Here is a 13643-nt window from a genome sequence, read left to right as displayed (position 1 = left end):
CGCGCCACGCCCCGCCCGGCCCGCACGACGCGCCGCGACCCGTCCGTCGCGAGCGCACCGGCCTGTTCGTCGGCCTCGTGAGCGGGGGCGCCGCCGTCGTCTGGGGAGCCGGGCTCGCGCTCTTCGCCGCCGTCTGGGGCCCCGAGCCGGACCAGCCGCCCGTGCAGGCCGAGACACGATCGCGCGGTAGCCGTCCCACTTCGGCTCGTAGCGGCATCCGCCCTCGAGCGCGCCCGGCGCGGGGATCTGCTCGACGACGCGCGCGAGGGCGACGTCGTACGGCATCGCCCTCGCGCCGGCCATGGTTCAGCCTGGCACGTTGCACGGGACAGTGACCGCCTGGGGCGGCGGGCCGCGCCGGGCTACATCGTCGACGTGCCTCAGCGCGCCTTTCGGCGGGGGGCCGGGCCACCGATCTTGCGGACACGACGGACGTTCTGCGGCCCTCCGTGTCCCTCCGTATTACCTATGGAGCTTGGTAGAGGGCTGTCGTCCGGGAGCCCGAGTGCTGCACGGTACTGACTGTCCCTGATCTGCTGCTTCGTCTGCCGTCGCGGTCGCGCTGGTGGGTTGCCGCGTGGAACTCCGGGAGGCGTTGTTCCGGCGGAAGCAGGCGGTTTCTGTAGGCCCGTCCCACGGCAGGACGCGCAGCGATTGACCCGCTCCTTCTCAAGCCAGCCGCGACCGACGCACGTTCCGCACAACAGCGTGAGGCCCCTGGCCTTCGACGTCTTCTTCTTGCGGGCCGCCACGATGCCCTCCTCTGTCCTCAGAGCGTCACTAGAGCATGGCAGTCAGCTACCCACACCAGCTGGCGGACGGCGCTTTTCACCCGCAAGCGCGCACAGCATCGTCAGTCGGGCCCGGCCCAAGTCGGCACGACGATCTACTCTGCGATCGTGACCGAAACCCTCCTCCGCTCGCTGCGTGAACGCCTGCTCGACGAGTCCGAGCCGCTCGCCGGGCTGCTCCGCAAATGCCTCATGCTCGGCGCCGAGACCGGCTCGAACTCGCTCCGAGAGTGGGCGCGCAAGGAACTCAACGGGTACGGCGACGATGATGAGGTACCCGCGTACCGCAAGGTCGAGGTGACCATCGCGATGGACTCGCTGAGTGGGAACTACTGGACCAGGAACCAGACCGTTGACCGTCTCCACATGCCTCAGGCGTGTTGGGAGTACGTGTACGACTCGATCGATCTGAAGCAGCCCATCGAGGAACTGGAGCGACTAGCGACCCACGGCGGATTGTCGTTCGCGAACTCAAGTCTGTCGTACGCGCAGGCGGTATGGAACGAAGAGCTTGGCCCGTTCCAGAACGTCCTGAACTTGCGATATGTGTCGAGCGGCTCGGCTTTGACGGGGATCCTCGGGCAGATCCGAACGCAGCTCGTTGACCTGGTCGCTGACCTCACCGCCGACACGCCGCTGACCGCTCTGCCGCACAAGGACCAGGTCGACGCCGCCGTCCAGCACCGGCTCGGTCAGGCTGGTGACGTGTACAACACGACGATCCATCAGGCGGACGGACCTCTCGCGATCGGAGCTGAGGCGAAGGCCAGCACGGAGGGTCTGACCGTCGAGGACGCCATGAGGCTCCTGGATCGGGTCCAGCAGATGGCCGGCGAAGTAGAGGCAGGCCAGCGCTCCGAACTGATGGACGCAGTCGCGGAACTTCGGGACGCTATCGAGCAGGGCTCGCCCGACACGGGCGACGTCGTCAAGAAGGTCGGGCGGCTGCGCAGGCTTGCCGACCGCATCGGCGTTCCCTCCGTATCCGCGGCGATCGGCGGCGCCTCTCAAGCACTCACTGAACTGGCTGTGAACGGCGCTTTCAACTGACGTAGAACGCCCTCCGGGATCCAGCTACCTCGCGCGGCAGGCACGGCAGCGCCGGCGCCCGTCCGACGGGTAGACGACGGTGTTCTCCGGCGTGTACTCGTGCCCGTGCGGGCAGTGCGTCTTGGCCCGCTGGTGCGCGCCGCTACTGACGCCGTCCGTGCTCCCGGTGCGGTACCACCGGTCGTAGTGCATCTTGCACAGCCCCCGCCCGTGCGCGGACCGATCGCACCCGTCGACCGAGCACGGTCCCGGCTCGCGCTCACGAATCGGCGCCGTCGCGGTGAACCGCTCGCGCACGCGCGCAGCCATAGCCTCGTCGAGCAACCACCGCCGGTCGACCGGGCGCGGGAACGTCGCGCGCAACCACGCGTACACCGCGGCCCGCGAGACCCCGACCTCGGCCGCGAGCTCGGTCGGCGTCCACAGCCACTTCACGACGACGTCCTAATCTGCTGGGCGCCACGGCCGCGCCGCGGCGTGCCCGTGCGGTCCAGACTGCGACGCACCGCCGTCTGCGTGCGCCCCGTCAGCTCGCCCAGCTCACGCAGCGATCGGCCGGCCGCGTACTGCTCGGCCACGAACCGGTCGAACCGGTCCCGCTGGAACACGTTGGAGCCATGCTTCACATCGCCGCGGAACTGCGGCAACACCTCGAGCACGGGACGCGACGGGTACGGCACGACGCGAGGCTAGCTCGGGTCGTGCCGGTCCGGCTTGCGGCCCTTCGGCGAACCGAGCGCGACGAGCACGGGCGAGGTGACGACGACCGCCTGCGAGGGCTCACCGGTGATGAGCAGGGCGGTCACGGCGACCGCGCCGACGATGAGAGCGGAAATCCAGGTGGGCGCGGGGGCCCGGTGTACGGTCATGTCTAGTGTCCCTTCAACTCTCCCGAGTGTTGGGTCCGGAGCGGCCTCCTGTTGGTAGCAGGGGGCCGCTCGTTTCTTGAGCGGCCCGTGGTGCTCCGAACCTTCAGGAACAACTCTGGACCATGTAGGGGGGACCTAACCGGCTCGACAGGCGTTCTCGCAGGTCACGAATGCGGATCCGTAACACCATCGATGTGATTCTGACGCCGGATTCTCGTAGGGCGTGGGGATTATTGGCACCTGACCGGAACCACACGGTCAGGTGCGGTCGCCCACGGTGTGGCTCGTTTCGATCAGGCAGAAGGTCCAGCAGAAGGGCCCAATCTCGCCGTCCGGACGCAGTAGCGTTAACCCCGGGTCCTCATGGTCGGGCTCAGCGTCATCGCTGATGACTTGGGAGCAGCGACGGCACTTCGTGGGCTTCGCGTACGCCACCACGAACACCGGCCCTCGGTCACGCGGTGCCAGGAGGTCGACAAGGCCGTTGTCGCCCGCGTACTCAGCCCAGGTCACTCGCCATAGTTCGACCGGCACGCCAGCCTTGGTGCGCCGGCGGTAGGCAGCTTGCCTGCATCGCGCCGAGCAGTAGAGCGCATCGTGGCGGGACCGCCACCCGATGGGCGTACTGCAATGCAAGCAGGCCCGGTTCATCGGGTCTCGCTGACCTCGGTCGCGCCCAGGGCGCCGAGGTGCCGATACAGCGTGTCTCGGGAGACGCCGAGCGCGCGGGCGACGGCGGCGCGGGACTGCCCGCCAGCGAGTGCGACACGCGCGGCCGCGACGCGGTCCGGGGTCATGACGCTCGGGCGGCCGCCGACGCGGCCCCGGGCGCGGGCAGCGGCGAGACCGTCTAGCGTTCGCTCTCTCGCGAGGTCGGCTTCCATCTGCGCGACGGCGGCGAGCACGTGCACCATGAGCCGCCCGGTCGCGCTCGAGGTGTCGATCGTCTCCGTGAGCGACCGGAGCGCCACGCCGCGGTCGTCGAGGTCGCGCACCAGGCGCGCGATGTGCGCGGCCGACCGGCCGAGCCGATCGAGCTTCGTCACGACGAGGGTGTCCCCCTCGCGTACCCCGGCGAGGAGTCGGGCGAGCTCGGGGCGGTCCTCGCGGCGCCCGGAGGCCTTCTCCACGACGACGTCGCGCTCGTCGACTCCGCCGGGCCCGGTGAGCGCGTCGACCTGGGCGTCGAGGTTCTGCGCCGTGGTGGAGACCCGGGCGTACCCGTAGGTGTGTGCCATGCGGTGACCGTAGCGAAAACCCCCGGGTCGCGTTCTGCGACACCAGGGGTTTTCGGACACTAGTTCTGCGACATGTCCTCTCGGCGTGTCGCGACGGCCGCCGCGGTGTACGGAAAACGGTCGGTTTTGCGATGCCGGAGAACCGCGTGAGGTGCGCTGGCCGAAACTCAGGCAGCGACCAGTGTTGTTCGTAGATTCGCGTTCGCCAGTGCTGCGGTTCCGTCGCGCCAGGTGAGGTAGCCGCCGTCGAGGTTGCGGACGTCGTAGCCGAGCTGGTCGAGCAGGCGCGCGGCGGTGTGGCCACGCTGGCCGACTTGGCAGTGCACGACGACCGGCGCCTCGGTGGAGATCTCCGCGGTGGCGCGGGCGCGGAGCTCGTCGAGGGGCACGTTGACGGCGGGCCGTCCGTGCGCGGTGCGCACGGTGCCGCGCGCGTGCTCGTCCGGCGTCCGGACGTCGACGACGGTCGCGCCGTCCTCGACCAGCGCGTCGAGCTCGTGCCACTGCACGGTCCGGGTGTGCCCGGTGCGGAGGTTGTCGGCGACGTACCCGAGCATGTTGACCGGGTCCTTCGCCGATCCGTAGGCCGGGGCGTAGGCGAGCTCGAGGTCTGCCAGGTCGGACGCGGTGAGCCCGCCGGAGATCGCGGTGGCGATGACGTCGATGCGCTTGTCGACGCCGTCGCGTCCGACGCCCTGCGCGCCGAGGATCAGGTCGGTCTCTGGGTCGATGAGGAGCTTGAGCGCCATCTGCTCGGCGCCCGGGTAGTAGCCCGCGTGCTGGGTGGGGTGGGTATGGATGGCGCGGTACGGGCGCCCCTCGGCGCGTAGACGCTTCTCGTTGCGGCCCACCACGGCGGCGGTCAGGCCAAAGACGCCGACGACCGCGGTGCCGACGGACGGGCGCAGGGTGCGAGGGCGTCCCAGGATCACGTCGGCGACGTGTCGGCCGTGCCGGTTGGCGAGGTTGGCGAGCGGGACGAGCGTGGTTGCGGCATGGTCTGGCCCGTCCGCACCGGCTGCGGCGAGCGCGTCGCGCTTGGTCGCGGCGTCCCCCACCGCGTAGACGTCCGGCACGGAGGTGCGCAGGTCGTCGTCGACGAGGATCCCGCCGCGCGGCCCGGTTCGCGCACCCGCGCGGACGGCGAGCTCGACGTCCGGGCGCACCCCGATGGCGGCGACCACGACGTCGGCGGCCACGGTGCCGAGTGCCTGGCCCGCGGCGTCGGTCAGCTCGACCGTCCGGGCGCCCACCGCGGCGACCTGAGCGGACGTGCGCACGTCGACGCCGTGCGCCTCCAGCTCGCGCTGCACGCGCACCGCCATCTCGGGGTCGAGCGGGGCCAGGACCTGGTCGGCGAGCTCGACGAGCGTCACGTCGAGGCCGCGGCGGACGAGGTTCTCCGCGACCTCCACGCCGACGAACCCGGCGCCGATCACGACGGCGGTGCGGGCCGGAGACCCGTCTTCGCCCCCGTGGTCGATCGCCCCGACGAGCCGGTCGACGTCCGCGACGTCCCGCAGCACGAGGGCGCGGTCGACCCCCGGCACCTCAGGGACGATGGGGCGGGCGCCCGGGCTCAGCACGAGCCGGTCGTAGGACTCGAGGTACTCCTGCCCCGTCGACAGATCGCGCACCGTGACGCTGTGCCCTGCGGCGTCCACGCCCATCACGCGGCTGCGCACGCGGACGTCGAGGCGGAAGCGCGCGGCGAGCGACGCGGGCGTCTGCAGGAGGAGCGCGTCCCGATCCTCGATGATCCCGCCCGCGTGGTACGGCAGGCCGCAGTTCGCGAACGAGACGTGCTCCCCTGCCTCGAGAACGACGATCTCGGCGGTCTCCGACAGGCGGCGCAGCCGCGTGGCCGCGGACATGCCCGCGGCTACTCCACCGACGACGACGATCTTCAGCGACTTCTTCTCCGACATGACTCCAGGATACCCCCCGGGGTATTGTGTCGGGAACGACCGACCGAGGAGGACCACGATGTGCCAGGCAGCGACCTGCAGGCAGTGCGGCAAGACGACGTGGAGCGGCTGCGGCCAGCACGTCGACCAGGTGATGCAGGACGTGCCGCGCGGCGAGCGCTGCGAGGGGCACCCGGAGCGGCCGGGCACCTCTTTTCTCGCCCGGCTGTTCGGGCGCTGACGGCAGCCCGACGGGAGGAACCGATATGCAGCTCGACCAGGACGAGATGAAGAAGGTCTCGAACCGCCTCAAGCGCGCACAGGGTCAGTTGGCCGCCGTTGTGCGGATGGTTGACGAGGGCGGTGACTGCGCCGACGTCGTCACGCAGCTCGCGGCCGTCTCGAAAGCCCTCGACCGGGCCGGGTTCGCGATCATCGCGTCCGGCCTCAAGCAGTGCCTCACGGACGAGGAGAACGGCCCCGATGACGTCCAGCGGCTGGAGAAGCTCTTCCTCTCGCTCACCTGACGAGGGGGTTCCGCACCCAAGGGCGGTCCGGTGTTCGACCTCGCGTTGCTGGCGCACATCGGCGCAGGGCTGACGGCGGTGCTCGCGGGGTTGGTCGCGTGCTCGCGCGTACGGGCGGGCAGTGGCATGTCGGGGCGGGTCGCGTGTTCCTGGGCGGGACCGTCGCTCTTTTCGCCTCGATGGTCGTGATGGTGGTGATCCGCTGGCCCGCCACGATCCACCTGGCTGTGCTCGGGGCGTCGCCCTGGCCGCTGTGCTGCTCGGGTGGCGCAACCGGCGCCGTGGCAGCAGCGACGGCGGACATATCGCGTGGATGGGCGTGGCGTACGTCGCGATGCTGACCGCGTTCTACGTCGACAACGGCCCGCACCTGCCGCTGTGGGAGCGGCTACCGGACTGGTCGTTCTGGATCCTTCCGCCCTGGTCGGGGCGCCGCTCACCGCGTGGGCAATTCGCCGACATCGTCCAGCGGCCACGACCCGGTCCGGGCCGGCACCGTAGGAAGGCTCGCGGGGCACTCGCTCGTGATGCGGCTGGCGAGGCGATCGGCGTCGCGGTGGACGTAGCCGAGCAGCGCTGAGCCGCGGTCGCGCTGCCAGGAGCGGCCGATCGTGTACAGGCCCGGGACGGGGGTCGAGCCGTCGTCGACGGCCAGTGCCCCGGCCTCGTCGAGGACGCCGGGCACGGTGACCCAGGTGTCGCCGTGCCGGTACCCGGTCGCCCACACGACGGCCACGGGCTGGACGGCGTAGCCGTCGACGAACCTCACGGTGTCGCCGGTGGCGTCCTGGGCTCGGGGGTGGAAGGTGACGGCGGCGGCGCGCAGATCACGTCGCGGGATGCCGATTGCCGGCTCGTTCGCGCGCACGCGGCGCCCGACGAGCGAATCCCCGGGCGCGTGAATCGCTCGGGTGGCCGTCAACCACCAGAACAGGTCACGCCCGAGTGGCCGTTGCGGGAGCTCACGCAGGCGCGCCCCTTCGGACAGGTGCACGGACCGGCCGGCCCGGGCGAGCTCGAGCGCGATCTGGCGCCCGGAGTTCGCGCCGCCGACGACGAGCACCGCCCCGGGTGGAAGCGCGTCCGGGCGCTGGTAGTCGTCGGTATGGACCTGCACGACGGCCGGGTCGATGCCGGTCGCGAACGGTGGCGTCCAGGGACGGCCGAACGCACCGGTAGCCACGACCACCCGCGCAGCGCGGATCATCTCACCGCCGGCCAGGTGGACACGGAAGTCACCGGCATCGCCCTCGAGCCGGACGACGTCGGCGCCGGTACGCACAGGCAGCTCGAACCGGGCGGCGTAGTTCGCGAGGTACGCGGCCACCTGGTCCTTGCCCGGGTAAGACCACGCGTCGCCGGGGAACGCGAGCCCGGGCAGGGCGTCATACCGGGCGGGGGTGAACAGCCGCAGCGAGTCCCACCGGCGCGCCCAGCTCGCCCCGACGTGCGCGGCGCGCTCGAGCAGGAGCACGTCGACGCCGGCGCGGGTCAGGTAGTACCCGAGCGCGAGCCCCGCCTGCCCGGCCCCGACCACGACGACGTCATGGTCGGGGCCGGTGCTGCCGCTCACAGCAGCGAAGCGATGTGAGCCAGGGTGCCGGACTCGATGAGGATGAACACACCGAGGCCGATGAACACCACCGGCACGAGCCAGTGCTCGACCTTCTCCAGCCCCTCGGTCACCTTCTCGTTCGTGCCGATCGCGCGCGCGAGCAGGCACCACAGCGCGAGCAGGAGGAGGAACACCGCGATCGTGACCAGGGCGTCCGTCGTCGAGATGGTGCGGAACACCGGGGTGTAGATCGCGATGTTGTCCCCGCCGTTGGCGATCGTGATGCCCGCGACGCCGAGCAGCCCGACGGCCTTGAGCGCGGACTCGGCCTCATCGTCGTCGTCCTTGCCGCGCAGCGTGCGCACCAGGGCCAGCACACCGATCGCGAGCGGGATCAGGCCGAGCAGGCCCACCCACTCGTCCGGCACGATCGTCAGGCCGAGCGCCGCCAGGAAGCTGACCGCGATCAGGGTGACCAGGCCCAGGTACTGCCCGGCCACGATCTGCCACCCGCGCAGCCGCGAGGTCCCGCGCGCGGCGACAGCGAACAGGACCGTCAGGACCACAATGTCGTCGAGGTTGGTCGCGACGAACAACCCGATCGCGGCCGCGATCGTGCTCAGCACGCCGACACCTGCCCGTCCACGCCGTACGTCGGGCAGAGCGCGACCGCGCTGCCCGTCGCCGCGAGCAGCGTCTCCGCCGCCGCCAGCATGTCCAGTAGCTCCGGGCGGGCCAGCGAGTAGAACACCCGCCGCCCCTCCATGCGCCCAGCCACCAGGCCGCAGTCCTTCAAGCACGCCACGTGCGAGGACACCGTCGACTGTGCCAGCCCCAGATCAGCCGTCAGCTCCGCGACTCGCGCCTCCCCGACCGCGAGCCGGCGCACGATCGCCAACCGCGCCGGATCCCCCAACGACCGGAACAACGCGACCGCCGGCTCAACATCCACCGTGCTCGCCGCACACACCTCAGATTCTATGATCGACACAGGGCGATAATAACCGATCTTGATCGATCATCTGCTGGGCGTCCTGCCGGGCGTGGTCGATGAGCTGCGAGGTCCGCAGCCCGTGGGTATGGGTGCTGACTGGCACTATCACAATCCAGGCGAGTCGTGACTGTGACGAGGGGATGCGCACCATGGCCAACTTCAAGTTCGACACGAAGGGTCTGGCCGACCTGGAGAAGCACCTGGAACAGCAGCTCAAGACGGTCGAGGTCGAGGCCAATCGGGCGGCTGCGCGTGAGTCGACGCCGGAGGCCAAGGCGCGAGCCTTCGCGCGGGTCCTTCGCAAGCACGGGGTCGAGAACGTCAACGAGGCGGAGATCCGTAGGAAGTTCAGTCGCTGAGCCTTCTCCTCGCTCGCGGGACCCATCACGTGCCGATCCCGGGTTCTGCGCGTCGCCGAGAAAGCCGACGCCCGGGCCGCTCGCACGGTGGTGTCGTTCGCCGTCCGTACCCTTGCGTTCGTGCCTACCAGCGTCTCGGACCGCTCCCTACGAGGCGGTCACGTGTTCGTCGATGAGAGCAAGAAGCAGGACTACCTGCTGGTCGCCGCGGTGATCATCCCCGGCGAGCTCGCGCTCGCCCGCAAGACGGTGCGGGGGCTGCAGAAGCCCGGTCAGCGGCGGTTACACATGGTCAAGGAGTCGCCGGCGCGCCAGCACACGATCTTGTCGACGCTCGGCACACTCGGGGCGCAGGTCACGATCTACCAGGCCGGCGCGGGGTACCGCACGAACATCGAACGGCGGGCGGCATGCCTGGAGCGCCTCGTCGAGAACATCGCGGAAGCGGGCTGCGCCCGGCTGATGCTCGAGAGCGAGCAGGGCGAAGAGGAGCGCGACCGGCGGCTGCTGTACCGGGAGACGGGCCGCCGCGGGTGCCGGGACTCGCTGGCGTACGACCACGCGACCGCGGCCGCCGAGCCCTTGCTCGCGATCCCGGACGCGATCGCCTGGGCCTGGGCCCGTGGCGGTGACGCGCGCCGTCGCGCGCAGCCGCTGGTCGCCGACGTCATCCGGCTGTAGAAAGCGCGAAACCCGAGCGCCACAACCGTCCGGAAGGGTCTCGGGTTCACTTCTCGCCGCTACTGCGGTGAGCTGCCCCAATCTTAGGCACCCGCGTTGCGTACGCGCAACGAACCGCCGATCCCCACGAGGTGATCTTGGGCGGCGGCCCTTGCCAGAGTCCGTCAGCGCTTCCGTCCTTGCGGCCTACATCGAGAACTGTCAACATAGAGACATGTCGATACAAGACGTGGTGATCGTGGGTTCGGGTCCGGCGGGCTACACCGCGGCGATCTACGCGGCACGGGCGGGCTTGGCCCCGCTCGTCCTCGCGGGCTCGATCACCGCGGGCGGTGCGCTGATGAACACCACCGAGGTGGAGAACTTCCCCGGGTTCCCGGACGGGATCATGGGCCCCGAGCTCATGGAGAGCATGCGCAAGCAGGCCGAGCGGTTCGGCGCGCGGGTCGAGTGGGACGACGCGACGCTGCTCGACCTGCAGGGCCCGGTGAAGACGGTCGCGACCGGCAACGGCGAGACGTACCGGGCCCGCGCGGTCATCCTGGCGACGGGGTCGGCCTACCGTGAGCTCGGCCTGGACGACGAGAAGCGCCTGTCGGGCCGGGGCGTGTCCTGGTGCGCGACGTGCGACGGGTTCTTCTTCCGCGACCAGCACATCGCGGTCGTCGGCGGCGGTGACTCCGCGATGGAGGAGGCCACGTTCCTGACCCGGTTCGCGCAGAAGGTGACCCTCGTGCACCGGCGCGACGAGCTGCGGGCGTCGAAGATCATGGCCGACCGCGCTCTCGCCGACCCGAAGATCGAGTTCGCCTGGAACTCCGAGGTCGTCGGCATCGACGGGCAGAACAAGGTCGAGGGCGTGCGCCTGCGCGACACGGTGACCGGCGCCGAGAGCGCCCTGCCCGCCACGGGACTGTTCGTCGCGATCGGGCACGAGCCCCGCAGCGAGCTGCTCGCGGGACAGATCGACCTGGACGACGAAGGCTACATCCAGGTCGTCGGCCGCACGACCGCCACCAACCTGGCCGGCGTGTTCGCGTGCGGCGACGCCGTCGACCACACCTACCGCCAGGCCATCACCGCCGCCGGGTCGGGCTGCTCGGCCGCGCTCGACGCCCAGCGCTACCTCACCGAGCTCGCCGACGCCGCCGGCCTGGAAGACCTCGCCGGCACCCCCGAGGTCCCGAACCCCGACGATCTGCCGCTGGCGCTGGAGGAGATCCGATGAGCACCGTGACCGTCACCGACGACACCTTCGACGAGGTGGTCCTCGGCTCCGAGATCCCCGTCCTGGTGGACATCTGGGCCACGTGGTGCGGCCCGTGCCGCAAGGTCGCCCCGATCCTGGCCGAGCTTGCCGAGGAGTACGACGGCAGGCTCACGATCGCCAAGCTCGACGCCGACGCCAACCCCAAGACCGTGGCCGCGGCCGGGGTCGTGTCGATCCCGACGCTGAACTTCTACTCCGGCGGCCGGCTCGTGAAGTCCGTCGTCGGTGCCCGCCCGAAGCCGGCGCTGGTCGCGGAGATCGAGGAGGTCCTCGCGTGAGCGACGCCACGACCGCCACGCGCGGGCGCCTGTCCACGCTCGACCGGTGGCTGCCGCTGTGGATCGGGCTCGCGATGGTCGCCGGCCTCGTCCTGGGCCGGTTCGTCCCCGCGCTGTCCGAGGTGCTCACGGCGATGGAGGTCGGCGGGGTCTCGGTCCCGATCGCGCTCGGCCTGCTCGTCATGATGTACCCCGTGCTGGCCAAGGTCCGCTACGACCGCGTCGGCGCGGTCACCGGCGACAGGCGACTCCTGGTCTCCTCACTGGTGCTGAACTGGCTGGTCGGCCCGGCGCTGATGTTCGCCCTGGCCTGGATCTTCCTGCCCGACCTGCCCGAGTACCGCACCGGGCTGATCATCGTCGGCCTGGCCCGTTGCATCGCGATGGTCGTCATCTGGAACGACCTCGCGTGCGGGGACCGGGAGGCCGCCGCTGTGCTGGTCGCGATCAACTCCGTGTTCCAGGTCGTCGCGTTCTCCCTGCTCGGCTACTTCTACCTCACCGTGCTGCCCGGGTGGCTCGGCCTGGACACCCAGGGCCTGGACGTCTCGGTCGGGCAGATCGCGCTCAACGTCCTCGTCTTCCTCGGCGTCCCGCTGGCCGCCGGGTTCGCCTCCCGCCTCGTCGGGGAGCGCGCCAAGGGCCGCACCTGGTACGAGGACCGGTTCCTGCCGAAGGTCGGACCGTGGGCGCTCTACGGGCTGCTCTTCACGATCGTCCTGCTCTTCGCCCTGCAGGGCGAGGCCGTCACCTCGAACCCGCTCGACGTGGCCCGCATCGCCCTGCCGCTGCTGGTGTACTTCGCCGCCATGTGGGGCATCGGCATCATCGTCGGCAAGACGCTCGCGCTCGGCTACGCACGCTCCACGACGCTCGCGTTCACCGCGGCCGGCAACAACTTCGAGCTCGCGATCGCCGTCGCGATCGGCACGTTCGGCGCGACGTCGGGCCAGGCACTTGCCGGTGTCGTCGGCCCGCTCATCGAGGTCCCCGTCCTCGTCGGCCTCGTCTACGTCTCCCTGTGGCTCGCACGCCGCTGGTTCGCCGTCGACCCCTACGCCACCCCGACTCCTGCACGTGAGCTGGAAGAGGTGAGGTCATGACCACCACCCCCCTGACCGCCCGTGAGGCGGACTGCGCCCCGCAGATCGAGTCCCACGCGATCGGCACCGAGGTCGCCGGCGCCGTCGCGACCACGCTCAAGGCCCTCGCCGAGCCGCTGCGACTGCGGATGCTGTCCTTCATCGCGACCTCTCCCGCCGGGGAGGCGTGCGTGTGCGACCTCGCGGCTCTCACCGACGTGTCACAGCCGACGGTGTCGCACCACCTGAAGGTGCTGCGCGACGTCGGGGTGCTGACCTCCGAACGACGCGGCACCTGGGTCTGGTATCGCATCACCCCTGGCTACAAGGGCGCGGTCTCCACCCTGCTCGAGTCCTTCGCCCCGGCCGCGCTCGAGGCGCTGGTCGCCCCGCACGAGCTCACGGGTCTGGAGGACGTCGACGCCGCGCTCGACCGCCTGGCCGCCGACCTCGCCACACGCCACCCGAACGTCGGCCCCGAGGTGGTGCTGCGAACCGTGCGCGAGTCCTACACGGCCCTGGCCCGCTCGGCCACGGTCTCGGCGCACCTGCTGACCCTCACGGACCGCTTCGCCCGCCAACGCCTCGCGGACATGTCCCGCGAGCCCGACGCTCGACCGCAGGTGCTGTTCGTCTGCGTCGCGAACGCCGGGCGCTCCCAGCTCGCCGCGGCCCTGGTCCGCCGCTACGCCGGGGAGCGCGTCGTGGTCCGCTCGGCGGGCTCCACCCCGGCCGCGGACGTGCACCCCGCGGTGCGCCCCGAGCTCACCGCGCTCGGCACCACCGACGGCGAGGCGTTCCCCAAGCCGTTGACAGACGACGCGGTCCGCGCCGCGGACGTCGTGATCACCATGGGCTGCGGCGACGTCTGCCCGGTCCTTCCCGGCACGCAGTACGAGGACTGGCTCGTGGGCGACCCCGCCCTGGCGTCCCCGGCCGGGGTCGCCGCGATCCGCGACGAGCTCGACACCCGCGTGCGCGCGCTGCTCACCGACCTCCTGCCCGACCTCGACCTGTCCACCCTCTGAACCACCGGAGAATC

Annotated in this window: 16 protein-coding genes; 8 read left to right on the top strand and 8 right to left on the bottom strand. The window is 70.9% G+C overall.

Annotated features, from left to right (window positions below):
* Window positions 1-899 precede the first annotated feature (899 nt).
* Window positions 900-1841: a hypothetical protein gene (locus V5D56_RS03700; protein WP_435737719.1), complete on the top strand. Its 942-nt coding sequence runs from the start codon at window positions 900-902 to the stop codon at window positions 1839-1841.
* Window positions 1842-1865: 24 nt separating this feature from the next.
* Here the strand turns inward: V5D56_RS03700 and V5D56_RS03695 are convergent, their stop codons facing one another.
* The 5 genes from V5D56_RS03695 to V5D56_RS03675 all read right to left on the bottom strand — a co-directional run bounded on the left by V5D56_RS03695 (window position 1866) and on the right by V5D56_RS03675 (window position 5876).
* Window positions 1866-2276 (bottom strand): helix-turn-helix transcriptional regulator, encoded by a 411-nt coding sequence (locus tag V5D56_RS03695; RefSeq protein WP_435737718.1) that lies wholly within the window; start codon window positions 2274-2276, stop codon window positions 1866-1868.
* Complete coding sequence (locus V5D56_RS03690) at window positions 2273-2521, bottom strand: helix-turn-helix domain-containing protein (protein WP_435737717.1); 249 nt, start codon at window positions 2519-2521, stop codon at window positions 2273-2275. Before V5D56_RS03690 ends, V5D56_RS03695 begins: the two co-directional genes overlap by 4 nt.
* 9 nt (window positions 2522-2530) lie before the next feature.
* Complete coding sequence (locus V5D56_RS03685) at window positions 2531-2710, bottom strand: hypothetical protein (RefSeq protein ID WP_435737716.1); 180 nt, start codon at window positions 2708-2710, stop codon at window positions 2531-2533.
* Between the two features lie 647 nt (window positions 2711-3357).
* Window positions 3358-3948 carry a recombinase family protein gene (locus V5D56_RS03680; RefSeq protein WP_435737715.1) on the bottom strand — a complete coding sequence of 197 codons (591 nt, stop codon included), beginning with the start codon at window positions 3946-3948 and terminating at the stop codon, window positions 3358-3360.
* 167 nt (window positions 3949-4115) lie between these two features.
* Complete coding sequence (locus V5D56_RS03675) at window positions 4116-5876, bottom strand: FAD-dependent oxidoreductase (protein WP_435737714.1); 1761 nt, start codon at window positions 5874-5876, stop codon at window positions 4116-4118.
* A 245-nt stretch (window positions 5877-6121) separates the two neighbouring features.
* Here V5D56_RS03675 and V5D56_RS03670 point away from each other — a divergent pair, with 245 nt between their 5' ends.
* Entirely contained in the window at window positions 6122-6382 is a 261-nt protein-coding gene (locus V5D56_RS03670) for a metal-sensitive transcriptional regulator (protein WP_435737713.1), read from the top strand.
* Between the two features lie 436 nt (window positions 6383-6818).
* Here V5D56_RS03670 and V5D56_RS03665 read toward each other — a convergent pair whose 3' ends face one another.
* From V5D56_RS03665 to V5D56_RS03655, 3 genes are read right to left on the bottom strand one after another with little or no spacing between them, the layout of a single operon-like run.
* Window positions 6819-7955: a flavin-containing monooxygenase gene (locus tag V5D56_RS03665; protein ID WP_435737712.1), complete on the bottom strand. Its 1137-nt coding sequence runs from the start codon at window positions 7953-7955 to the stop codon at window positions 6819-6821.
* Window positions 7952-8563: a cadmium resistance transporter gene (locus V5D56_RS03660; protein WP_435737711.1), complete on the bottom strand. Its 612-nt coding sequence runs from the start codon at window positions 8561-8563 to the stop codon at window positions 7952-7954. The genes V5D56_RS03665 and V5D56_RS03660 overlap by 4 nt, the downstream gene beginning before the upstream one ends.
* On the bottom strand, window positions 8557-8922 hold the full coding sequence (locus V5D56_RS03655; RefSeq protein ID WP_435738944.1) for an ArsR/SmtB family transcription factor: 366 nt from the start codon (window positions 8920-8922) through the stop codon (window positions 8557-8559). Before V5D56_RS03655 ends, V5D56_RS03660 begins: the two co-directional genes overlap by 7 nt.
* 158 nt (window positions 8923-9080) lie before the next feature.
* Here V5D56_RS03655 and V5D56_RS03650 point away from each other — a divergent pair, with 158 nt between their 5' ends.
* The 6 genes from V5D56_RS03650 (at window position 9081) to V5D56_RS03625 (ending at window position 13629) form a co-directional block, all read left to right on the top strand.
* On the top strand, window positions 9081-9290 hold the full coding sequence (locus tag V5D56_RS03650; protein WP_435737710.1) for a hypothetical protein: 210 nt from the start codon (window positions 9081-9083) through the stop codon (window positions 9288-9290).
* 120 nt (window positions 9291-9410) lie between these two features.
* Window positions 9411-9971 carry a hypothetical protein gene (locus V5D56_RS03645; protein ID WP_435737709.1) on the top strand — a complete coding sequence of 187 codons (561 nt, stop codon included), beginning with the start codon at window positions 9411-9413 and terminating at the stop codon, window positions 9969-9971.
* Between the two features lie 214 nt (window positions 9972-10185).
* Window positions 10186-11199, top strand: coding sequence for a thioredoxin-disulfide reductase (trxB, locus tag V5D56_RS03640; protein WP_435737708.1), 1014 nt, complete (start codon window positions 10186-10188; stop codon window positions 11197-11199).
* Window positions 11196-11519 carry a thioredoxin gene (gene trxA / locus V5D56_RS03635; protein ID WP_435737707.1) on the top strand — a complete coding sequence of 108 codons (324 nt, stop codon included), beginning with the start codon at window positions 11196-11198 and terminating at the stop codon, window positions 11517-11519. The genes trxB and trxA overlap by 4 nt, the downstream gene beginning before the upstream one ends.
* Window positions 11516-12622: an ACR3 family arsenite efflux transporter gene (gene arsB, locus V5D56_RS03630; protein WP_435737706.1), complete on the top strand. Its 1107-nt coding sequence runs from the start codon at window positions 11516-11518 to the stop codon at window positions 12620-12622. The genes trxA and arsB overlap by 4 nt, the downstream gene beginning before the upstream one ends.
* Window positions 12619-13629, top strand: a complete 1011-nt coding sequence (locus V5D56_RS03625; protein WP_435737705.1) for a metalloregulator ArsR/SmtB family transcription factor — start codon at window positions 12619-12621, stop codon at window positions 13627-13629. The genes arsB and V5D56_RS03625 overlap by 4 nt, the downstream gene beginning before the upstream one ends.
* Window positions 13630-13643: the final 14 nt, after the last annotated feature.

Origin of the sequence: Cellulosimicrobium sp. PMB13 (assembly GCF_051294865.1) — a bacterium.
Classification (GTDB): Bacteria; Actinomycetota; Actinomycetes; order Actinomycetales; family Cellulomonadaceae; genus Cellulosimicrobium.
The sequence above is the reverse complement of the archived record's forward strand: the minus strand, read 5'-3'. Positions and strand labels throughout refer to the sequence as shown.

Bases quoted from the DNA above. Each gene is read 5' to 3' on its own strand.
- V5D56_RS03685 (WP_435737716.1), bottom strand. From the start codon at position 2,710: ATGACCGTACACCGGGCCCCCGCGCCCACCTGGATTTCCGCTCTCATC.
- V5D56_RS03680 (WP_435737715.1), bottom strand. From the start codon at position 3,948: ATGGCACACACCTACGGGTACGCCCGGGTCTCCACCACGGCGCAGAAC.
- V5D56_RS03675 (WP_435737714.1), bottom strand. From the start codon at position 5,876: ATGTCGGAGAAGAAGTCGCTGAAGATCGTCGTCGTCGGTGGAGTAGCC.
- V5D56_RS03670 (WP_435737713.1), top strand. From the start codon at position 6,122: ATGCAGCTCGACCAGGACGAGATGAAGAAGGTCTCGAACCGCCTCAAG.
- V5D56_RS03650 (WP_435737710.1), top strand. From the start codon at position 9,081: ATGGCCAACTTCAAGTTCGACACGAAGGGTCTGGCCGACCTGGAGAAG.
- trxB (WP_435737708.1), top strand. From the start codon at position 10,186: ATGTCGATACAAGACGTGGTGATCGTGGGTTCGGGTCCGGCGGGCTAC.
- trxA (WP_435737707.1), top strand. From the start codon at position 11,196: ATGAGCACCGTGACCGTCACCGACGACACCTTCGACGAGGTGGTCCTC.
- V5D56_RS03625 (WP_435737705.1), top strand. From the start codon at position 12,619: ATGACCACCACCCCCCTGACCGCCCGTGAGGCGGACTGCGCCCCGCAG.